The organism is Nocardia acididurans (assembly GCF_016741815.1).
Classification (GTDB): Bacteria; Actinomycetota; Actinomycetes; order Mycobacteriales; family Mycobacteriaceae; genus Nocardia; species Nocardia acididurans.
Map to the genome: position 1 here is coordinate 218,504 of NZ_JAERRJ010000012.1, position 20,651 is coordinate 239,154.

The following is a 20,651-nucleotide window of genomic DNA, read 5'->3' on the forward strand; positions in this document are numbered from 1 at the left end:
CGCCGCACAGCTTCGCCGAGCCCGCGGCGGCCGCCTGGAAAGATGGGTGTGTGAACAGTTCAGGAAAGATCCGGGTCTTCCTGCTGGACGATCACGAGATCGTGCGCCGTGGGCTGCAGGATCTGCTCGAGGCCGAGGGCGATATCGATGTGGTCGGCGAAGCCGGGACGGCCGCCGAGGCGCTGCGGCGTATCCCCGCGGTGCGACCGGATGTGGCCGTGCTCGACGTCCGCCTCGAGGACGGCGACGGTGTGAGCGTCTGCCGTGAGCTCGTCTCCGACATCCCGGCCCTGAACGTCCTCATGCTCACCTCCTTCTCCGATGACGAGGCCCTGCTGGGTGCGGTGCTGGCGGGGGCCAAAGGCTATGTGCTGAAACAGCTTCGCGGCGCGCAGCTGGTCGATGCCGTCCGGCGGGTGGCGGCGGGCGAATCGCTCATCGACGCGCGCACGGCGGCCGAGGTCACCGAGCGGGCGCGGCGGCGCGGCCCGGTCGCCGATCCGCTGGCCGCCGCCGAATTGACCGAGCGCGAACGGCAGATCCTGGCTCTGATCGGAAAAGCCATGTCGAACAAGGAGATCGCGGCGGAGCTGTATCTGTCCGACAAGACCGTGCGCAACTATGTGTCGTCGCTGCTGAGCAAGCTCGGGCTGGTGCGGCGGTCGCAGGCCGCGGTGCTGGCCGAGCAGCTGAAGCATCAGGGCGGGATGTAGTAGGGCTTCGGGGTCTCGGATGCCCATTGCACATCCGGAGTGACGCCGGTTACAGTCGATTTGCAAGTCGCTTGCAATTGCTAGCACCGACTTGGCGACGACGCAGACAAAGGAGTCTGACCATGCCGGCTGCGCACAGGGGCGAATCCGCTTCGGCGGAACGAACTTCCGCCGATCCCACGATGCTCATCGACGACCGCTTCACCGCCGTCGCCGCCCGCTTCTTCACCATGTTCCGCCGCAAATCCCAGGGCGGCGGCGCGCTTTCGGTGTACCTGCACGGTGAGCCGGTACTCGACATCTGGTCCGGCTGGGCCGCCCCGGACCGGCGCTGGCAGGCCGACACCCTCGCCCTGTCCTACTCCACCAGCAAGGGTGTGGCCGCCACCGTGGCCAACCGGCTGATCGAATCCGGCGTGCTGGAACTCGATGCGCCGGTGGCGACCTACTGGCCGGAGTTCGCCGCGAACGGCAAGGCCGACATCACCGTTCGCGACATCCTCACCCACCGCGCGGGTCTGCAGCGGGTGCGCGGCCTCGTCCCCACCATCGACGATCAGCTCGACCACGACACGGTGGCCGCCGCGCTCGCCGCCGCCGCACCGGATCCCATGCGGTTGCGCGCCTCGGGCTACCACGCCATCAACTTCGGCACCCTGGTCGCCGAGGTCGCACAGCGCGCCACCGGCCGCGACTTCCGCGACATCCTGCGCACGGAGCTGGCAGAACCGCTGGGCGACAACGACTTCTGGTTCGGCGTCCCCCGTGAGCACCGCCATCGCATCGCGCAGCTCTCCCCGCGGCTGGGTATCGCCCGCATCGGCATGGACCGCCTCATCGCGCCCTTCGCTCCCGTCCCCCAGCTGCGTTCGGCCCGCAGCGCGGTTTTCGACGGCTGGGCCGATCTGTCGGTGGGCCGGCGCCCCTACGACGCCATGATGCCCGGCTGGAACGGCACCTTCACCGCGCGCTCGCTGGCCAAGATGTACGGCGCACTCGCCAATGACGGCCTGGCCGGACACCGCCGCCTCTTCCACGCCGAAACCACCGCGGATATCGCGCGGATGCCGCTCAATTCCCGTTACGACTACGTCCTGGGCGCGGCCCCGCAATTCGCCCGTGGCTACCACCGCGCAATCGTAGGAACACGTCTCACCCGCCGCGCCTTCGGGCACTTCGGAATCGGCGGTTCCGGCGGTATCGCCATCCCCGGCGACGGCCTCTCCATCGCCTTCGTCACCAACCATCTCGGCTACCCCGTGATGACCCTCGGCGACCATCGCCTCCCCCTGCTGGCCGCCCTCGCCCAGCGCGCGGCCCGCACGGCCGCCGCCTCGCCCGCGACCGCACCCCGCTTCGAGCAAGCGGGGTGAACAACGACGACAGGCGCTCCCGCGTACGCGAGAGCGCCTGTGCGCCGTGTGAAGATCTGAGCCCTGACAGGGCCGGAAGCCGCGAAAACTGGTCGGGGTGACAGGATTTGAACCTGCGACCCTCCGCTCCCAAAGCGGATGCGCTACCAAGCTGCGCTACACCCCGTTGCACGCCGGCCGGTGGGCCGACGCTCCCCGATGAACGGGAACCAGAGCGGGTGACGGGAATCGAACCCGCACCATCAGCTTGGAAGGCTGAGGTTCTACCATTGAACTACACCCGCGTAGCCGCATCGCCGAGACGATGCCGCTTGCGTTGAGCACTGTACCGAACCTCACTGCCGGAATGCCAATCCGCCCCCGTTCACGCACGTCGGGGCAGGTCGCGGCGCGGGGTCGGCGCGTCGGCGGGGACACGCGAAAATTGGGTGTAACGCACGCGTGATCGCAGCGATCAATCATCCGATCGCCATTCGCGAGACAGCGGGAACCTGTTCTTAATCATAGGTTTTCGATGTCGGGTGGCTTGCTAGGATCCTTTTTGTCCGGACGGGGGTATCTGGAAAGGGGGCGGTGAGCATGCACCAGACAAGGTGTGGCCGACCGCGAGGTAGTGAGCTCCAAACGAAGGGTGTGCCCGGCGCGCTGAGCGGCAATGGCGACGCGGCAGCCGGCACCGACAACTCCTATACCGGGTGAGCGGCCATGCCCATCCGAATCGATACCCGAACCACCGCGATCGTCGCGGCCACCATCAAGGAATGGGTGCGCTCGGTGCACCCGGGCGGGATCGGCGCCGTCGGCGCGGGGCCCGCGATTCCCGCCGAGGAAGTGGAGCAGGTCTTCGGCCGCGTCATCGGTGAACTGCTGGATCTGGCTGGGTCCGAACCGTTTCCGGTGCCCGCCGCCCGCGCGGTCGGGCGCAGGCTGGCCGAAGCGCCGTTCGACCGCACCCGCATGCTGGCGCCCGCCAGCCGGGCGCTGCTGGGGCTCACCCCGGGCGAGCCCGGGTCGCTGATCGCCACCCGCTGGCCGTTCATCGCCAGCCAGGCCATCGACGCGTACGCCGAGGCGCTGCAGCAGCGGGCGCTGGCCCAGCAGGAGCGCAGCCTGTCCGAGGCGGTGTCGGTGCGCGTGCAGGAGATCGCCGCACTGCAGTCCCGGCTGCGGCACGAGGCCACGCACGACGCGCTCACCGATCTGGCCAACCGCTCACTGCTGCAGGAGCGGGTGCGCGTGATGGCCGCCGATCCGGCGCGCGGCGTGGGCCTGATGCTCATCGACCTCGACGATTTCAAGCAGATCAACGACACGTACGGCCATTCGGTGGGCGACGAGGTGCTGGTCACCATCGCCCAGCGGCTGCGGGCGGTGTGCCCGGCCGAGACGGTGATCGGCCGCTACGGCGGTGACGAGTTCGTGCTGGCCCTGCCCACCCGCCGCAACAGCCTCAGTGAACTGGCCATGCGGGTGCTCGCGGCGCTGTGCGAGCCGGTGCCGTCGGCGGCGGGCGCGGTCCCGGCGTCGGCCAGTGTCGGCACGGCGTTCTGTCCGCCCGGCCGCGACTGCGACTTCTCCGATCTGCTGCGCAGCGCCGACCGGGCCATGTACTCGGCCAAGACGGCGGGCAAGCGGCAGTTCGCGGTGTCGGAGCTCGACGCCGAGGAGGTTCATCCACGCGCGCGAGGGTTTGCGGCGGCGGTAGCGGGTTGAGCGGCGCGCGGCCGCGATGAGGGGGCCGCGCACCCGAGGACGGCATCGCGCCGCGTACGCACGCGGCGAGCACACCCCGGCCCGGCAGTGTTCCAGGCGACAGCCATAGCCTTTGGCAATCGCCCGGCAAACCCTGCCGCGTAGGCTGGTGGCGTGACAACGGTTGTCGTACTGCTCATCGTCATGGTGATCGTGCTGGCCGCGGTGCTCGCGGTCAGCAGAAGCCAGCGCTCGAAAGCCGACACACAGCTCGCCGACGCGAAAGCCGACGCACGCCGGGTCATCGAGCGTCTCGGCGGTCAGGTCTACAACCTGACCGGCACCGACGATCCGTCCACACAGGCCCTCGCCGACGCCGCGGAACGCTTCACCGCCGCGGGCTCGCAGATCGAACAGGCCACCTCCCCGGCCCAGGCGCGCCTGGCCAAGGAAACAGCCCTGGAGGGCCTGTACTACGTGCGCGCCGCCCGCACCGCCATGCACATGGACCCCGGCCCCGCCGTCCCCGAACTCGACGGCCAGCGCACCGCCGGCCACGTAACCGAGCACCGCTCAATAGATTTCGACGGCCGTCGGATCGAAGCCTCCCCAACCCCGTCCGACCGCACCCCCAACTACTACCCCGGCGGCCGGGTGGCGGGCCGCCCCGTCCCCGCCGGCTGGTACTCCGAACCATGGTGGCGCACAGCCCTCGTCGCGGGCGCTTGGGGCGTGGGCTCGGTCCTCCTCTTCGACGCCCTCTTCACCGGCATGTCCGGCGTCGGCTACGACTCCGCCGCCTTCGAGAACGGCTACGGCGACGGCTTCCAAGCCGGACTGGACGCGGGCGCCGACCCCGGCTTCGACAGCGGAGACCCGAGCGGCTACGCCCCCGACCCGGGCTACGACCCCGGATACGCGGACCCGGGCACCGATCAGAGCTGGGACACCAGCGGATTCGACGGCGGATTCGACGGCGGCGGATTCGACGGCGGCAGCTTCTGAACGAGGTATTCGGGCCGGTGCGGACTAGCGCTCGGGGTGGAGGGCACGGGTGAGGATTTCCTCGATGACCGGGCTCTTGGCGTTGGCGTAGTCCTGAACGTAGCGCCAGTCCTGTTGGGCCAGTTCACGTTTGACGCGTTCGTAGCGGTCGCGGTCGTCGGGGTGGGTGCGCAGCCAGTCACGGAAGGTGAGGATTCGGGTGATCTCCGGGTCGGCGGCGCCCGGCGGGAAGATGTGCAGGTTGACGCTTCGGGGAGCACCGGTTTCGGTGCGGCGGATGAGGCAGCGGTGCTGGTACCAGTCGGGTTCGCGGACGCGGAGGGTGTAGCCGAGCTGTTCGAGGGCGGGGAGGTAGGTGGATTCGGTTGCGGCGTCGGGGATTACGAGGAGCATGTCGATGATGGGTTTGGCGGCCAGGCCGGGGACCGAGGTGGAGCCGGTGTGTTCGAGCAGGAGGATCCGGCCGGGCAGAGCCGCGCGGATCGCGGTCGCTTCCTCAGTGAACCAGTGCGGCCAGTCGGGGTTGTAGTCCTCGACAACGACCCGCACGCCGTACGGCTTCAGTTCACCGACGGTCGCGGCCTCGATCTCGTTGGAATCCATTGTCGCCACCGGTCCACAGTAGGCCGGTCCCCCGCCGGGGTGGCGTGCTGCCGGGCGGGCACTACCTCAGGAAGCGCCGCTCTGCCGCTTGCGCGCGGCATCGGACAGATAGTCGCTCAGCTCGCTCTGCAGGACCCGGTCGAGGGCCTGGTCCAGGCTGCTGTGCACGGCCCGGGTGCCCAGATCTCGCCAATTGTTGAGCATGGCGGTGGTTTCGGCGATCTCGGCATCGGATTCGGGCAGCCAGCCGACACCGTGCTGGGCGACGATGTGGTCCTTGGCGGCGACGACCATGAGGCGGGCGATGTCCTCCAGCCGGGCCACGACTCCGGCGTAGAGGTCGATGAGCCCAGGAAGTTCGATGCCGTAGGCGTGCAGCTGAGCGAACGTCTCGAGCAGCTCGGGGCGAGTGAATTCGACCGTCTCACCGTGCAGGCGAGCGAGGCCGAGCTGCACCAGCCGCTCGAGCTGATCCTCGTCGACGGGCGCGCGTTCCGGATCACCGAGGAAGGTGTCGACCAGTTCGCGTGGCACCTCGAGCGATTCGCCGCTGCGATCCCCGGTCGCGGTGACCGCCTGCTGCAGGCCGAGGATTTCGGTGAGGTCCTTGCCGGTCTCCCAGCTGGTGATGAAGTCGGCGATATGCGCGGTGGTGAAGCCGCGCTGCAGCAGCGCGTCGATGATCTTCAGGCGCGCGAGATGCGACTCGTCGTAGATGTGCGCGCGCCCGCTGCGCCGCGTCGGGGCGGGCAGCAGCCCACGCTCCTGGTAGGCGCGCACATTGCGGGTGGTGGTGCCGGCGGCGCGAGCCAGATCGTCGATGCGGTATTCCGCCACCTGAGTCGCACCCGCCCTTTCCGCCAGTAGCTCGCCCACCTCGCGCAGAGCCCGCGCCCCGATGCCGGAGGGCATCGGGGACGCGGGCGGCGCACCCGGTGACGACATTAGCCGAGTCGCGCGGGCTGACGGCTGTCGGCGCTCACCGGACGCGCGGCGTCGCGGGGCGTGCGGAGGTAGTCGGCCGGATCCAGTGCGGCCAGCTGCCGCACGTACTGGGTGCCGAAACCGGGATACATGGTGGCGTTGAACCCGTCCTCGGTGAGATACCAGCTGCGGCAACCGGAATTCCACGTGGTCGAGGCGAGCCGGCGCTGGATTCCGGCGTTGTACCGGTCCTGGCGGTCACGACGCACCTCGAGCATCCGCAGATCCTGGTTCAGCAGCAGACCGATGGCGTCGGTGAGGTATTCGATCTGCGCCTCCATGTAGACCAGCGCCGAATTGTGCCCTGGACCGGAGTTGGGGCCGAAGGTGAGGAACAGATTCGGGTAGCCCGCCACCGCCACGCTCTTGAAAGCGTAAGCGCCCCCGCGCCATTCCTCGTCCAGCCGCCGCCCGTCGCGTCCGGTGACCGGAATCGGCGTGCCCTGCTTGGACACTTCGAATCCGGTCGCGAACACGATGGCGTCGAACCGGTGCTCGATCCCCTCCGCGGTGCGGATGCCGTGCGGTGACATGCGCGCGATAGGCCAGGTCACCAGCGTGCAGTTGGCGCGCTGCAGAGCCGGGTAGTAGTCGCTGCTCATCAGCAGCCGCTTGCAGCCCGCCCGGAAATCGGGGGTGAGCTGACGCCGCAGCCACGGATCATCGACCTGGGATCGCAAGTGCAGCAGGGCAACCCGCTCCACCACCCGGGTCAGCGGGGTGTTCCACACCACCCCGAGGGCCACCGATTCGTGCCCCCAGAACCAGGCATCCCGCGCCAGCGACTGACTGATCGGGAACTGCCGGTACAGCTTCTTGGTGAGCCCGTGCGTATTCCGGTTCAGCCGCGGCAGCACCCAGCCGGGCGTGCGCTGGAAGACCTTGACGCTCTCGGCCTTCCGCACCAGTTCCGGAATGATCTGCACCGCACTGGCTCCCGTGCCGACCACGGCCACCTTCTTGCCGGTGAAGTCGTAGTCGTGATCCCAGCGGGCACTGTGGATCTTGTGTCCCTCGTAGGTCTCGATACCGGGGATATCGGGGAACCCGGCATTGGACAGTGGCCCGGAGGCGAGCACCACCGACCGCGCCGTGATCCGGGTCGCCGTGCCCGCCACCGTGATCGACCACAGTCCGCTGGTCTCATCGAACTCCATGCCGGTGACGTCCTGCCCGAAGCGGATATAGGGCCGGATACCGAACTGCGCCACCATCGAATCGATGTAGCCGAGAATCTCCGCGCTGCCCGAATAGGTCTGGGACCATTCGGGATTCGGCGCGAAACTGTAGGAGTAGAGCCGAGACGGAATATCGCAGGCCGCACCCGGATAGGTGTTGTCGCGCCAGGTGCCGCCCACCCGGCTGCCCCGCTCCAGGATGGCGAAGTTGCCGATTCCCTTCTGCCGCAGTCGGATAGCCGCGCCGATACCCGCGAACCCCGCACCGATGATCGCCACGTCCAGTGGCTGTGCCGCCGCGCTCATGCGACCGGCTCGTAGGTGAGTTCCTTGGACCAGCTCGGCTGTTCTTTGAGGAAGCGCTCCGGAATCCGCCCGGTCAGCTTGACCATGGCGTCCGCGAACAGGTGGTAGGGGTGATCGCGGTTGATCACCCAGTTGCTGTGCATCTTCACGATCCGGTACATGGGCACCCGGTTCACGATGGGGGCGCGCTCGCCGACGGCCTTGAAGCGCCGCATCGCGCCGTACAGTTTCTCCTCGTCGACGCCCATCTCGACGATGTTGTCGCGCATCTTGTTCAGCAGCGGCACGTAGCTGAGCACACCCACGATGAACGACGGTTTGGCCCAGCCGCCCACCAGGTCGATGGCCAGCTTGCGCACGGTGGCGTGCCCGAGCAGTTCCATCACCGCGTAATCGGTTGCCAGGTGCCGGGATTCGTCGGCGTTGATCTTCTTGAACACCTCCTGCGCGATCGGATCCTCGATCTCGTCGGTGATGAACTTGATGAGCGCGCCGTCGAGGGCCACCTCCAGCATGGGGATGACCGTGCCCAGGAAGGAGAGCGACATCTCGTCGGAGTGCTTGTCCAGGAAGTCGATCACCAGCTTCACATTGATGTTCGGCTCCGGGATCTCGTCACCGTCGAGCATGCCCCAGCGCCGCATGAGCGCCAGTTCGGCATTGGCGTGCCGCTGCTCCTCGGCGTGGAAGTAGCGGTAGATCTCGCGCAGTGTCTCGGTGGGCGCCTTCTTGGCCATGGCGGCGAAACCGCGGGCGCCGACATTCTCGATCCACATGAGATCGGCCATGAACGGCTTGAGTTTGGCGTGCAGTTCGGGGGCGACGAGGTCGGCTCCCGGTGCGTCCCACTCGATATCGGCGAGCGCCCACTGGCGGGCCTTGATCTTGCCGAGCATGTTGTCGAAGTCGAAGGACATGTCAGGCTCCTGTCTTCTGCAAGCTGTTCGCCGAATCCGATTGCGGGAGAAATCGGTTCAGCAGGCCGAGGGCCTGGGTGTAGGTGGCGGGGAATGTACGTTTGAGCTGCCAGACCAGACGTGCGTCGAGCTGTGGCAGCACGTAGAGGCGGCCGTGATCGTGGGCATCGAGGGCACCGCGCACGACCCGCTCGGGTGAGAAGCCGGTCCAGCGCATCAGGCTGTCCGCCAGTTGTGAAGGACCAGAGGTGATCCGGCCGTCGGCGACCACATTGGTCTTCACGAAGGTGGGGCACAGCACCGTCACCGCGACTCCGCTGCCCGCGAGTTCGGCGGCCATGGTCTCTGACAGCGACAGCACCGCCGCCTTGGAGGTGTTGTAGACGGCCATCCCCGGCGCGGCCGCGAATCCCGCCGGCGACGCGACGTTCACGATGCCGCCCCGCCCGGCGGCCCGCAGGCGCGGCGCGAAGATCTCACACCCGTGCACCACACCCCACAGGTTGATGCCGAGCGCCCACTCCCAGTCGCCGAAGCCGATCTCCCCCACCGGTTTTCCACCGATGCCCACGCCCGCGTTATTCACCACGAGGCTCGGCGGCCCGCCGAAGACCTCGTCGGCGTAGGCGGCGAGCCGCTCCACATCGGCGCGCTCGGCGACATCGCAGAAGAACGCGTACGCGGCCCCGCCGTGCGTGCGCTCGATCAACCGCACCGTCTCATCGGCCCGATCCTTGTCGATATCCGCACACACCACTTCCCCACCGCGCGCGGCCAATTCGAGCGCGAAGGCGCGGCCGATACCGCTGCCCGCCCCGGTCACCACCGCCCGCGCACCATGGCTGCGCCTACTGCCGCCGAGTGCGATCCGCACCGTGTCCATCGGCCACATCGTCATACCGCCTTGTCACGTGCGGGGAGGGCCGACGATCGCGCCCGCTCGGGGACGCTCGCCGAAAGCTGTGCTCGTCCAGCGGGATTCGCCGCGGTCACAGCCCGGGCGGAAGGACCCGTGGCGGATGTGAACGGCTGCGCGTGACTCACGGCGGCCACGCCCCGCACGGAACCATGCTCTTCGGACAGCACGGCGGAGACGAACGCCGCCACTCGGCGCAGCGCGGCCCCGGCCTCGGGCACCAGTAGGGGCAGCGCCTGAAATACGTGGATTCGGCCGGGCCACAGCTCCAGTTCGCAGTGTGCTCCGGCGACTTCAGCCATATCCCGCAGGTGGTGAGCGTCTCCCGCGAGCATCTCCTCCGCGGCGGCTTGTACGAACAGCGGTGGCAGCACCGCGCCCGCCGGGATGTGCAGGCGCAGGCGCGGTGAGTCCGTGGGTTCGTCGCCGGTGTAGTGCCGAATCAGCCTGCGCCCCACCCACGCCGGGGCCATCGGGTCCGCCCGTAGGCGGTCCTGTCGTTCGGCGAGCGTCATGGTCAGATCCATGAGCGGCGAGAACATGAACGCACCGGCCGGTTGCGATGCACCCGCGAGGTCGTTGCGCAGCAGCAGATCCAGCGCGAGATGCCCGCCCGCGGAGTCGCCGCCGAAGACCAGATCCTCGGCGCGGTAACCGTTCTCCAGCAGCCAGCGGTAACCCGCCGCGACATCGTCTGCCGCCGTGGGGAATCGGTGTTCGGGCGCGAGCCGGTAGTCGACAACGAACACCGCCAGGCCGGTGACTTTCGACAGCCGCGCCGCCAGTGCCCGGTGCGTCCGCGCCGAGCAGACGACGTAGCCGCTGCCGTGGATGTAGTAGATCGCGCGGTCACCCTGTGTAACCCCGGCGGCACGGACCCATTCGCCGCGCACGCCGCCGGACCGAACCGGCGTCACGTGGGTGCCGGGCGGCACGGGACCGCCCGCCGCCATGATCGACGCGATGAGCGCCCGCCCGGCCGCGATGCCGGCTCGATTGTCGGGAAGTAGCCCGTTGAGCTGCCGCAAACCCAGCGCCGACGCCGTGGCCGCGAGCCGGGACCGCGCGGATGCGGTCGCGGGTATCGCGGGTGCGAGCGTCGGCGGGAAGGTCGCCGTTGACCCTGTTTTCGCCATGCCTCAAAGAATCATCCCCGAATGCGCCATTTGTCAATGGCGCATTCGTTACGCACCTTTGAAGGTGCCCTCGACCGGGGGGCAATCCTGGAGCGAACTCAACTCCTTCGCGAACAGCGCCACCGGGTCGAGATCCATCCCAGTGAAATGCCCGGCGAGCTCGAGGGAGAGCACACCGTGCAGGCGCGTCCAGAAGGACAGGGCTCGGTCGGCCGTGGTGGCCTCGAGCAGCACCCGCATGATCTCGTCGGAGATCTCGGTGGTGTCGGCGGGCGCGTGATAGCCGGGCACGGGAGTGCCGTAGACGAGGAAGTAGCGCTGCGGGTCGGACAGGGCCCAATCTCGTAGCGCGGCAGCCAATTCCGCGAGATCCGCACCGGAGTCCCGAGCCCGGCGGAAGGTGTCGGCAAGGCTCCGGTAGGCGTCGCGGATGAGTTCGGTGATCAACTCGTCCCGGCTCGCGTAGTACCGGTACAGCGCGGGTCCACTCACCCCCACCTGCTTGGCGATGGCGTTGAGCGACAGCGCGGACGCCCCCGCCGCGGCGATCTGCTCCCACGCGCACTGTTTGATCTCGGCGCGCATCTGCGCCCGATAGCGCTCACGCGGGCTCGCCACCTCCGGCATCAACCACTCCTTTCACACCGCCCAAGCCGTTCAGTTAGAGGTTATCACCTTTGTTCTTGACTCTCACCGAAGACTGGTTATACCTTCTAACTCAAGCGAGAGTCATTAACCATCCACGCTGGCCAGACTCGCCGACAAGGAGCAGAATCATGATCAACACCCGCCTGACCGCCCTGTTCGGAGCCGCACTCACCGCCGGAATCCTCAGCGCCACAACAGGTCCGGCCGTCGCCGACGGCCCCACCACCGACTCGGCTCCCCTGACCTGCGCGGGCCGGACCATCGACCCCGCGGCCCCGATCCACTACCGCACCGAAGCCCTGATCAAAGCCCCCCTCGACACCATCTGGAACCTCCAGACCGACGTCGAACGCTGGCCCTCCTGGCAGCCCGGGGTCGCCACCAACGAGCGCCTCGACGCCGGCCCCTTCCAGCCCGGCTCCCGATTCCGCTGGACCATGCCCGTTCCCGCCACCACCTCCACCCCCGCGACCACCCTCACCATCACCTCGACCGTCCAGCAGCTGGAGCCCGGGCGCTGCCTCCGCTGGACCGGCCCCGCGACCGGCAACGGCCTGAATATCGAAGGCGGAGTCCACATCTGGACCTTCACCCCCGTCGACGGCGGCGTCCTCGTCCGCACCGAGGAGAACTGGAACGGAGCCCAGGTCGAAGCCGACGTCCCCACCTCCACCCGATTCCTCGGCATGGGCCTCGAAGCCTGGATGTCCGACCTGCGCAAGGCCGCCGAACGCTAGTCTCGAGCGGAGCCCGAAGGTCATTCGGCGAGTGTTTCCTCGGCCGCGCGTTCCCCGGCCTGGATGGCGCCGCTGAGGAAGCCCATCCAGGCGTCGGCGGTTTCGACGCCCGCGAAATGCACTCGCCCGACGGATGTTTTCGGCAGTCGCCGCGCGGAGGTGAGCGCCCCGACCGCGAGCCCGCCCTCGCACCCGAAGGCGTACGGCTCATCCTGCCAGCTCTTTTCGAGATAGTGGCGGGGAAATCCGGCGCGTGAACCGAACAGGTCGGTGCACACGCTGAGGACGGTGCGCCGGCGCTCGTCCGGATCGGCGGGGCCGCGGTCACCGGGGAGATATCCGGCCAGCACACCGACGCGTCCGTCCGGTGGCGAGGCGTCGAGCAGGCCCGGCACGGCGTCGATATCCGTCAGCGCCGAACCCGACAGACCCTCTTGCCGCCAGAACGGTTCGGCGTAGACGATATTGATCTTGCGGCCGTGCACCGGGCGCCAATCCTGCAGTAGCGCTGCGCTATCCGCGGGTAGCGCGGGATCGAAGGACAGCTCACGAAGGCCGGCGGGACCGATCGCGAGGATCGCCCGGTCCGCCTCGAATTCCGTCTCGGCGCACCGCACCGTGACACCGTCCGGGTGTTGGACGATCTCCCGGACCGGGCTGGCGACCACGACGCGATCCCCCAGTGCGACGGCCATGGCCTGCGCCAATTCCTGTGCGCCGCCGTGGAATCGGAAGACTCGCGCGGGCCCCGCCAAGAGCGTGCCGAGGCCGCCCCAGGTTCGCAGGAAATGCAGGGCGTACAGCAGCGAGGTCGATTCGGGCAGGTATCCGGCGAAATTGGCCTCGAACAGCAGGCGCGCGCGGGAGTCCGGCACCTGCTCGCGCAGCCAGGATCCGAAGGTGCGCTGGTCGAGGAGCTCGGCATCGGCAGCGCTCCAGGGCGCCTCCGCCGGGATGTCCGCGGCCATCCTGTCGAGTGCCGTGAGCGCGCCGAGCACCTGCAAGATCACCTCGGGTGGCAGGGGCAGTGTGGTCCATCGGGCGGCGAGGCGCATCGATGCCCGCAGTATGGGACGCAGGGCCGGGCGCGTGACCAGCCCCATCCCCCGCGGTGTGCCGAACCGGAAGGCTCGGGTGACGCCGCCGGTGTGCAGCAGGAACCGTCCCCCGGCGTTGCTCTCGAACAGCTCGACGCCATGCGCACGGGCCAGCCGGAAGACATTGTCGTGGACCGGGTAGACCAGCGTCGCCCCCTCGTCCACCACGGCCGCACCCACCCGGCCGGTCAGGGTGCGACCACCGACCCGCGGGAGCGCCTCGAGCACGATGACCGAGCGCCCCCGATCGGCCAATCGGCGTGCGGCGGCCAGTCCGGACAGTCCCGCGCCGACCACCACGGCGTCGACCTTGTCTCTGCGATCTGTGGGCATCGTGGCACCCTCTGCTTTCCCGTAGCGGATCATCGGACCGTACGTTGCACGGTTTCCGTACAACGTACGAGTTTCGTTCATCGTACGAGATTTGTATGATCGGTCAATGCCCGACAGGACCTCGATATGGCTGCGCGCCGAGAAACCCGCCCGCGGCCGGCCCGCCCTGGACCGCGACCGAATCGTGGCGGCCGCGGTGACCCTGCTGGACGAGGAGTCCATCTCCGGGCTGACCATGCGCAAACTGGCGGATCGACTCGGCGTTCCGGCCATGACGCTGTACGGCTATGTCGCCAACAAGGAGGACGTGCTCGAGTACGCCGTGGACGCGGTATTCGCCGAAACACTGCACGAGGCCGACTCCGGCGACTGGCGCGGCGAGTTGACCAGTATCGGGATCCGCACTTTCGAGGCGCTGCTACGGCACCACTGGGCCGCGCCGCTGGTCGGCGGCACGCCCCCGCTGGGTCCGGCGGCGGTCGCACAGTTCGCAACGATCGTCCGGGTTCTCACGGCGGCGGGATTCCACGACGAGCAGCTGGACGCGGTGACAACCGCCTTCTACTACTACGTGCTGGGCGCCGCCCTGGCGGAATCCGCCTGGGCGCGGGCCGGTCATCCGGCCGTGGAGGTGCTGTCCGGTTACGCGAACACCGATGCGGGAGAACGCTTCCGACGCGGCCTGAACGCCGTGCTCGAGGGGCTGCGACCGCACTGACCACGGGTCATCGCGCGGCCGCCGTGAGTGCGGCGACAGCGGCGTCGGCTAGTTCGTCCATTGGCTGCCAAGGGAATTGGGGTTTGCCGGCGCGCAGGCCGACGAGGCCGTGCAGGGTCGACCAGAGCAGAACCGTTGTGGCACGGACGGTTTCCTCCGAGGTCGCCGCGGGGAGTGCGCGGCGGACCGCTGATTCGAATCCCCCGAAGACGGGGCCACCGGGGAGTTCCGGAAGGGCGCGAGGGGTTTTGGGCGTGGGGACCAATGCGAACAGCACGCGGTAGCGGCCCGGATGTGCGAGGCCGTAACGGCAGTAGGCGCGGGCTCGAGCGCGCAGTTCCTCGGCGGGAGTGCCGGTTTCCCCGGCCGCGGCGTCCATGGTGTCGGCGAGTTCGGCGAACAGGGTTTCCGAGACGGCCCACAGCAGCTCTTCACGATCCGCGAAGTGCAGGTAGACGGTGGTGGCGGCGACCCCCGCCCGGCGCGCGACCGCACGCATCGACAGGTTCGCGTCGGTGACGCCGTCCTCCAGCAATTCGATCGTGGCCCGGATCAGATCCGCGCGCAGCTGATGCCCCTCGCCTCGGGGGCTGCGTCGCCGCCTGACGGCCGCGGTCCGGTCCTCACTCATGGTTGCGGAGATTACCCTACAGCTGTAACACTACAATCGTAGCTTTACAGTTGTAGTGTTAGAGAGGTCGGCCATGAGCACTCACTTACACCCCGCCCCCAACATCGACGACATTCCCGCCGAGATCGGCGGCCGCATTCGCAAATGGGCCGATCTCGGCTCCGAATTCGGAATCGACGGCAATCGCATCGCGACCGCCGTGCGCACCGCCGGAAGCCCCGGCCGGCCCGCCTGGGTCGCCACCATGACGACGCTCGGCGACGAGACGTACGCCCGCGACAGACCCATGGAGGCGTCGTACTGGTATTTCATGGCCCGTTTTCCCCATGTGCTGAGCCCGGCCGCTGCCAGGGCCTACGACCGGCACGTCAGCGCCTACCTGGCCGCGGCAAGGGACTTCGAGCACCCGCTGGAGGAGGTGCGAATTCCGTTCGAGGACAGCACATTCCCCGCCTACCTGCGGCTACCCCGGCACCACAGCGGCAACCTGGCAGCGGTGGTGATGTGGGGTGGCATGGACGTCTGGAAGAGCGACCTGGAAATCCATCTCCAAGCCGAACAGCTACTGCGCCTCGGCATCTCGGTACTGCAGATCGACCTCCCGGGCACCGGCGAGAGCCCCGTCCCCATGTCACCGACCGCCGAACGCGTCCCCCTCGCCGCCATCGACTTCCTGCGCAACCACCCCGCCATCAACGAAACCCGCATCGCCGTATGGGGTTTGAGCTTCGGCGGCTACCTGGCCGTCAAACTGGCGGCGCTGCTCCCGGACCTCGCGGGCGCGGTCAACAACGGCGGCCCCGTCCACCACGCCCTCACCCACGAGCGCTTCCACCGCCTCCCCCAGGGCGCCCGAATCACCCTCACCCGCCTCCTCGCCCTGGACCCCTCGACCGCCCCCGCCACCGTGGCCGACCGCGTCGCCGACCTGTCCCTGATCACCCTGAACCTCCTCCCCACCCACCACCACGCCCCCCTGCTCAGCATCAACGGCGAACTCGACGACCTCATCCCCATCGAGGACCTGTACGTCATCAGCGAACAGGGCATCCGCCAGGACCGCATGATCTACGGCACGGACATCCATGTCGCAGGCCGCAATTGGCGCCACCACCACCCCCTGACCGCAGCCTGGCTGGCCGCGAAGACGAACGCCTGACCCGGCTCAGTACAGTCGACACAGACTCGGGGCCCAGGCCCCGACGACGCCCCAGGGTTCTCACCGAAAGCTCTTGATGACAGAAGAATTCGTCACCGCACATTTTCCCCGCAACCACCTCATCGAGTTCGGTGGATTGCCGGTCGTGGAATTCACGCAGACCGCGGCGACAACGGATCTCCGCGCGGAGCTGGCCGACGCCGTCGGCGCTGGTCATCAGCTGCTGCAACCAAGCCAGGAGTCGGCTCGGCTTTCCGCAGCACTCGCTGATCCAGGCTCGGTGGCCTGGTGGCTAGAGTTCAACCCCGAAAACACCTGTGCGAGTGATGCGTTCGCTGTCTATCTGGACCGATTTCTCGCGACCGCGCGGACCGAACCGGTTACCGCACTGGTGGTCGGCGGTCATATCGAAATGGGCACCGAACCGCAGGCGGTTGTCGACGCGCTGGTAGAACGACGGGACCGTTTTCCGAATCTGCGTGCGCTCTTCCTGAGTGAGATCGACGACGATCAGATCTCGGATGTCGACGACACTGCGGTCGGTGCGCTGGCGATGGCTTTCCCGAATCTCCGCGAACTCACCGTATGCCTCACCGGGGGAACCAATTTCGATCCCATCGAGCACAGCGGCCTGCGACGGCTGGTGTGGTACTCCGATTGCCTCTACCCCGAGGTCATAGCGAGCATCGCGGGATCCGAGCTCCCCGCACTCGAATACCTGGAGTTGTGGAACGGCGAAACGTTTGCCGAGTCACGGGAGGAGTCGGAGCACGCTGCCTTCGAAGCGTTGTGCCACACGACAACGCTGCCAAGGCTGCATCACCTCGGGCTCCGCGGCTTCACCTTCGCCGAGGAGATCGCCGCCCAGTTGGCAGGCACACCCCTGAGGCGGCAGCTCACCGCCTTGCGGCTCGATACGGTGGATCAGCGAGGCTGACAGGTGGGGCACCAGAACAGGTTTCGGCCCTCCATGATGGAGTGCTGGACCGTGGTGCCGCACAGCCGGCAGGGTTCGCCCACACGACGGTAGACGTAGGTGCGCGGGCGGTCGGCGGCGTAGGAGGGGGCGCCGTGGTCGTGTTCGGGGCGGACCACGACCATGACGCCGCGCTGGACGCCTACCTTCATGAGGTCGACGAGGTCGTCCCAGATGGCTTGCCACTCTTCGTGACTCAGCTGCTTGCCGGGGCGGTCGGGTGAGATGTTGTGGCGGAACAGGACTTCGGCGCGGTAGACGTTGCCGACTCCGGCGAGGACCTTCTGGTCCATGAGGAGTGCGCCGATCGGGCGGGCGGAGCGGGAGATGCGGTGCCAGGCGCGGTCGGGGTCGGCGTCGCGGCGCAGCGGGTCGGGGCCCAAACGGGCTGTGAGAGCGTCTACTTCGGGTTCGAGGAGGACCTCGCAGGCGGTGGGGCCGCGCAGGTCGGCGCCGAAGGGGTCGCCGGAGCGGCCCGCGCCGATGAGGCGCATGCGGACCTCGCCGACCGGGGCGGCAAGGGGTGCGGGGGATTCGGTGAATTTGCCGTACAGGCCGAGGTGGACGTGCACGACCAGGCCCGAATCGTAGTGGTGCAGTAGGTGTTTGCCCCAGGCGTCGGCTTTGAGCAGGGTCTGGCCGTCGATCAGGGCGGCGCCTTCGGCGAAGCGGCCCTGCGGGCTGGAGACTCGGACCTGACCGCCGGCGAAGCGCTTGTGGTGCAGCTTCGCCAGGCGGTGCAGCGTATGGCCCTCGGGCACAGGTCAGTACGCGGGGACGGCGGGGGCGACGCCGGACTTCTCGTACTCGGCGAGGATGTCGATGCGGCGCTGGTGGCGCTCCTCCTCGGACCAGGGGGTGGCGAGGAAGGCGTCGACGATGGCGAGGGCTTCCTCGGTGGAGTGCATGCGGCCGCCGATGCCGATCAGCTGGGCATTGTTGTGCTGGCGGGCCAGCTGGGCGGTTTCGACGCTCCAGGCCAGGGCGCAGCGGGCGCCGGGGACCTTGTTGGCGGCGATCTGCTCACCGTTGCCGGAGCCACCGAAGACCAGGCCCAGCGAGCCCGGGTCGGCGACGGTGCGGCGGGCGGCCTCGATGCAGAAGGCCGGGTAGTCGTCGAGGGCGTCGTATTCGAGGGCGCCGCAATCGGTGACCTCGTGGCCCTGGCCCTCCAGGTGAGCCTTGACGATGTTCTTCAGTTCGAAGCCGGCGTGGTCGGCACCCAGGTATACGCGCATGCCGCAGATTGTGTCAGGAGCCCAACTCGCGGAAGCGTTCAGGGGCGGGGGCCATTAACGGCAACTGATCGGCGCGACGAATAACAAGGTGCTCGGGTCGTCGGCGTCACAGCCGCACGACAGCCCCTCACCCTGCTACCGAAACGTAGAGTTCACGCCATGACGTCGGACGATCAGTCACAACCGCCGAACGCCAATTCGGGGGAAACACCTGCCGGGCATCAGCCCCAGCAACCGAACACCGGGGGATGGCCGGCCGCGGCGAGCCCGCCGCCGCACGGGGGCCACACCCCGCCGCCCGCGCCCATCGCCGGAGGCCCGGGCGCCTATCCCCCGCCCGCCGGCGACTGGAATCCCGTCACCGGCATGGCCGGCTGGAATCCGCAGGTCGGCCCGCCCGGCTGGACGGCACAGCAGGCGTACACGCCGCCGGTGATCCCGCCGCACGATCACACCCGCGGCCTGTCCCCGTTCGGGATGCCCGCGCGGCACAGCTGGGAGATCCCCCTGCTGGTGGTGGTCGTCGTGATCACCTTCTTCGCGTACCTGTACGCGTTGATCGAGCTGATCTTCGGCGATTCCATCAACGACTACCTGCTGCTGCTTCTGCTGGCCCCGCTCATCCTCTGGTTCGGCCGAGGCACGAACTACGCGACCATGCGGATCAACGGCGTGAAGATGTCGCCCACCCAGTTCCCCGAGGGATACCGGATGGTGCAGGAGGCCGCCGCCCGGCTCGGCATGAAACAGGCGCCCGACGCCTTCGTGATCACCGGCAACGGCCAGATCAACGCGTTCGCGTCCGGGCACGGCTTCCGGCGGTTCGTGGTCGTCTACAGCGATCTGTTCGAAATCAGCGGCGCGGCACGGCAACCCGACGCGCTGGCATTCATCATCGGCCACGAGGTCGGGCATATCGCGGCCGGCCATGTGTCGTACTGGCGGCAGCTGGGCATGTTCGCCGTGCCGTTCCTGCCGATTCTGGGCAGTTCGCTGATCCGCTCGCAGGAGTACACGGCCGACAATCACGGCTACTGCAACCGGCATGTGGGCGCGCCCGGCGCCATGCAGACCTTGGCCGCGGGCAAGTACCTCAACACGCTGGTCGGATTCGACGAAATGGCCGATCGCGCACCGCAGGAGAAGGGCTTCTTCGTCTGGATCGTGAACGCGCTGTCCAGCCATCCGGTGCTGACCTGGCGCATGTGGGCGCTGCGCGACCGCAGCCGGCACGGAAAGCTGTTCCTGCGCCCGGATATGCCGATGCGCCCGCCGCAGCCGCCGGCCGGCTTCCCACCGTACGGCGGTCACCCGCAGTACCCGACCGGAGGCCATCCGCAGCAGCAGCCGTTCCCGCCCGGCGGCTACGGCGACACCACGCAGTTCCAGCGGCCCAGCTGAAGGCCACCTGTTGTCCCGCTGGAAGCTCGGCGGGACAACAGGATTCGCGGATCAGCCGAACTCGGGGTCCTCGGTGCGGGTGCGCTTGAGCTCGAAGAAGTGCGGGTAGGAGGCCAGCGCGACGACGCCGTCCCACACCGTGCCCGCGACCTCGCCACGCGGAATCCGCGACAGCACCGGCCCGAAGAACGCGACGCCGTTGACATGGATGGTCGGGGTGCCGACATCCTTGCCGACCTTGTCCATGCCCTCGTGATGCGACCGCCGCAGCGCCTCGTCGAAGTCGGTGCTCTGCGCGGCCTCGGCCAGTTCGGCGGGCAGCCCCACTTCCGCCAGCGCCTCGGCGACCGCGACCGTCAGCAGCTGATCGCCGTGCGCGGCCTCCAACTCCGCGCGCCGGTTGTGCAGCCGGGTGCCGAGCGCGGTGTAGAACGGCGCGAGCACCTTGTCGCCGTTGGCCTCGGCGGCGGCGATGGCCACGCGCACCGGCCCCCATGCGGTCTTCATGAGCTCCTGGTACTGCTCGGGCAGGTTGTCGCGGCCTTCGTTCAGCACGGCGAGGCTCATGACATGGAAGTTGACGTCGATATCGCGTACCTGCTCGACCTCGAGAATCCAGCGGGAGGTGATCCAGCACCACGGGCACAGCGGATCGAACCAGAAATCGACCCGATCCTTCTTGGCATCGCTCACGCCTACGCCTCGCTGGCGCTCGGCTTCGGCGTGCGCGGGGCGCGCTGTGTTGATGGTTCCCTCGCTTCGCTCAGTCACGGCAGCTTCCTTTCGCGTGTGGGGGTTGCGGGCGCGCGCGGGGCACGACCCTCCGCCAGGGGTAACAACGGACATTTATGCCGGTATTTCCTCCAGCTCAGGACCACCGCGAGCTAGGG

At 68.3% G+C, this 20,651-nt stretch carries 21 protein-coding genes and 2 tRNA genes; 9 read left to right on the top strand and 14 right to left on the bottom strand.

Annotated features, from left to right (window positions below; genetic code table 11):
* Positions 1 to 50: 50 nt before the first annotated feature.
* Together JK358_RS29625 and JK358_RS29630 are read left to right on the top strand one after the other, a co-directional pair.
* Positions 51 to 713 carry a response regulator gene (locus JK358_RS29625; protein ID WP_307817796.1) on the top strand — a complete coding sequence of 221 codons (663 nt, stop codon included), beginning with the start codon at positions 51 to 53 and terminating at the stop codon, positions 711 to 713.
* 122 nt (positions 714 to 835) lie between these two features.
* Entirely contained in the window at positions 836 to 2,086 is a 1,251-nt protein-coding gene (locus JK358_RS29630; protein WP_232852102.1) for a serine hydrolase domain-containing protein, read from the top strand.
* Positions 2,087 to 2,175: 89 nt separating this feature from the next.
* Here the strand turns inward: JK358_RS29630 and JK358_RS29635 are convergent.
* Together JK358_RS29635 and JK358_RS29640 are read right to left on the bottom strand one after the other, a co-directional pair.
* A tRNA-Pro gene (locus JK358_RS29635) sits at positions 2,176 to 2,252 on the bottom strand.
* Between the two features lie 47 nt (positions 2,253 to 2,299).
* Positions 2,300 to 2,370 (bottom strand) — tRNA-Gly (locus JK358_RS29640).
* A gap of 421 nt (positions 2,371 to 2,791) precedes the next feature.
* Here JK358_RS29640 and JK358_RS29645 point away from each other — a divergent pair.
* A complete protein-coding gene (locus JK358_RS29645) occupies positions 2,792 to 3,799 on the top strand; it encodes a GGDEF domain-containing protein (protein WP_201954151.1) in 1,008 nt (335 codons plus the stop codon).
* A gap of 183 nt (positions 3,800 to 3,982) precedes the next feature.
* On the top strand, positions 3,983 to 4,783 hold the full coding sequence (locus JK358_RS29650; protein WP_201954429.1) for a DUF1542 domain-containing protein: 801 nt from the start codon (positions 3,983 to 3,985) through the stop codon (positions 4,781 to 4,783).
* A 24-nt stretch (positions 4,784 to 4,807) separates the two neighbouring features.
* On the opposite strand, the gene JK358_RS29655 is transcribed toward JK358_RS29650, so the two are convergent.
* The 7 genes from JK358_RS29655 to JK358_RS29685 all read right to left on the bottom strand — a co-directional run bounded on the left by JK358_RS29655 (position 4,808) and on the right by JK358_RS29685 (position 11,450).
* Entirely contained in the window at positions 4,808 to 5,386 is a 579-nt protein-coding gene (locus JK358_RS29655; protein WP_232852153.1) for a GrpB family protein, read from the bottom strand.
* 66 nt (positions 5,387 to 5,452) lie between these two features.
* Positions 5,453 to 6,331 carry a MerR family transcriptional regulator gene (locus JK358_RS29660; RefSeq protein ID WP_232852103.1) on the bottom strand — a complete coding sequence of 293 codons (879 nt, stop codon included), beginning with the start codon at positions 6,329 to 6,331 and terminating at the stop codon, positions 5,453 to 5,455.
* Positions 6,331 to 7,854, bottom strand: a complete 1,524-nt coding sequence (locus JK358_RS29665) for a flavin-containing monooxygenase (protein WP_201954157.1) — start codon at positions 7,852 to 7,854, stop codon at positions 6,331 to 6,333. The genes JK358_RS29660 and JK358_RS29665 overlap by 1 nt, the downstream gene beginning before the upstream one ends.
* On the bottom strand, positions 7,851 to 8,771 hold the full coding sequence (locus JK358_RS29670; RefSeq protein WP_201954159.1) for a ferritin family protein: 921 nt from the start codon (positions 8,769 to 8,771) through the stop codon (positions 7,851 to 7,853). The genes JK358_RS29665 and JK358_RS29670 overlap by 4 nt, the downstream gene beginning before the upstream one ends.
* 1 nt (position 8,772) lies before the next feature.
* On the bottom strand, positions 8,773 to 9,654 hold the full coding sequence (locus JK358_RS29675) for an SDR family NAD(P)-dependent oxidoreductase (RefSeq protein ID WP_372440749.1): 882 nt from the start codon (positions 9,652 to 9,654) through the stop codon (positions 8,773 to 8,775).
* An 11-nt stretch (positions 9,655 to 9,665) separates the two neighbouring features.
* Entirely contained in the window at positions 9,666 to 10,823 is a 1,158-nt protein-coding gene (locus tag JK358_RS29680) for an alpha/beta hydrolase (RefSeq protein WP_201954161.1), read from the bottom strand.
* Between the two features lie 48 nt (positions 10,824 to 10,871).
* Positions 10,872 to 11,450, bottom strand: coding sequence for a TetR/AcrR family transcriptional regulator (locus JK358_RS29685; RefSeq protein WP_201954162.1), 579 nt, complete (start codon positions 11,448 to 11,450; stop codon positions 10,872 to 10,874).
* 149 nt (positions 11,451 to 11,599) lie between these two features.
* Here JK358_RS29685 and JK358_RS29690 point away from each other — a divergent pair, with 149 nt between their 5' ends.
* A complete protein-coding gene (locus JK358_RS29690) occupies positions 11,600 to 12,208 on the top strand; it encodes an SRPBCC family protein (protein WP_201954164.1) in 609 nt (202 codons plus the stop codon).
* Positions 12,209 to 12,228: 20 nt separating this feature from the next.
* On the opposite strand, the gene JK358_RS29695 is transcribed toward JK358_RS29690, so the two are convergent.
* Positions 12,229 to 13,638, bottom strand: a complete 1,410-nt coding sequence (locus JK358_RS29695; protein ID WP_232852104.1) for a flavin monoamine oxidase family protein — start codon at positions 13,636 to 13,638, stop codon at positions 12,229 to 12,231.
* Between the two features lie 106 nt (positions 13,639 to 13,744).
* On the opposite strand from JK358_RS29695, the gene JK358_RS29700 reads away from it, so the two are divergent.
* A complete protein-coding gene (locus tag JK358_RS29700) occupies positions 13,745 to 14,356 on the top strand; it encodes a TetR/AcrR family transcriptional regulator (RefSeq protein ID WP_201954168.1) in 612 nt (203 codons plus the stop codon).
* A 7-nt stretch (positions 14,357 to 14,363) separates the two neighbouring features.
* Here the strand turns inward: JK358_RS29700 and JK358_RS29705 are convergent, their stop codons facing one another.
* Positions 14,364 to 14,987: a TetR/AcrR family transcriptional regulator gene (locus tag JK358_RS29705; protein WP_201954170.1), complete on the bottom strand. Its 624-nt coding sequence runs from the start codon at positions 14,985 to 14,987 to the stop codon at positions 14,364 to 14,366.
* Positions 14,988 to 15,060: 73 nt separating this feature from the next.
* Between JK358_RS29705 and JK358_RS29710 the strand changes: the two genes are divergently transcribed.
* A complete protein-coding gene (locus JK358_RS29710) occupies positions 15,061 to 16,146 on the top strand; it encodes an alpha/beta hydrolase family protein (protein ID WP_201954172.1) in 1,086 nt (361 codons plus the stop codon).
* Between the two features lie 76 nt (positions 16,147 to 16,222).
* Entirely contained in the window at positions 16,223 to 17,083 is an 861-nt protein-coding gene (locus JK358_RS29715; RefSeq protein ID WP_201954174.1) for a hypothetical protein, read from the top strand.
* Here the strand turns inward: JK358_RS29715 and JK358_RS29720 are convergent.
* Positions 17,071 to 17,883 carry an Fpg/Nei family DNA glycosylase gene (locus JK358_RS29720; protein WP_201954175.1) on the bottom strand — a complete coding sequence of 271 codons (813 nt, stop codon included), beginning with the start codon at positions 17,881 to 17,883 and terminating at the stop codon, positions 17,071 to 17,073. The genes JK358_RS29715 and JK358_RS29720 overlap by 13 nt on opposite strands.
* Before the next feature lie 3 nt (positions 17,884 to 17,886).
* A complete protein-coding gene (locus JK358_RS29725; protein WP_201954178.1) occupies positions 17,887 to 18,360 on the bottom strand; it encodes a ribose-5-phosphate isomerase in 474 nt (157 codons plus the stop codon).
* A 462-nt stretch (positions 18,361 to 18,822) separates the two neighbouring features.
* Here JK358_RS29725 and JK358_RS29730 point away from each other — a divergent pair, with 462 nt between their 5' ends.
* A complete protein-coding gene (locus JK358_RS29730; protein ID WP_504739727.1) occupies positions 18,823 to 19,761 on the top strand; it encodes a M48 family metallopeptidase in 939 nt (312 codons plus the stop codon).
* A gap of 51 nt (positions 19,762 to 19,812) precedes the next feature.
* Here JK358_RS29730 and JK358_RS29735 read toward each other — a convergent pair whose 3' ends face one another.
* Positions 19,813 to 20,454, bottom strand: coding sequence for a mycothiol-dependent nitroreductase Rv2466c family protein (locus JK358_RS29735; protein WP_307817807.1), 642 nt, complete (start codon positions 20,452 to 20,454; stop codon positions 19,813 to 19,815).
* Positions 20,455 to 20,651 lie beyond the last annotated feature (197 nt).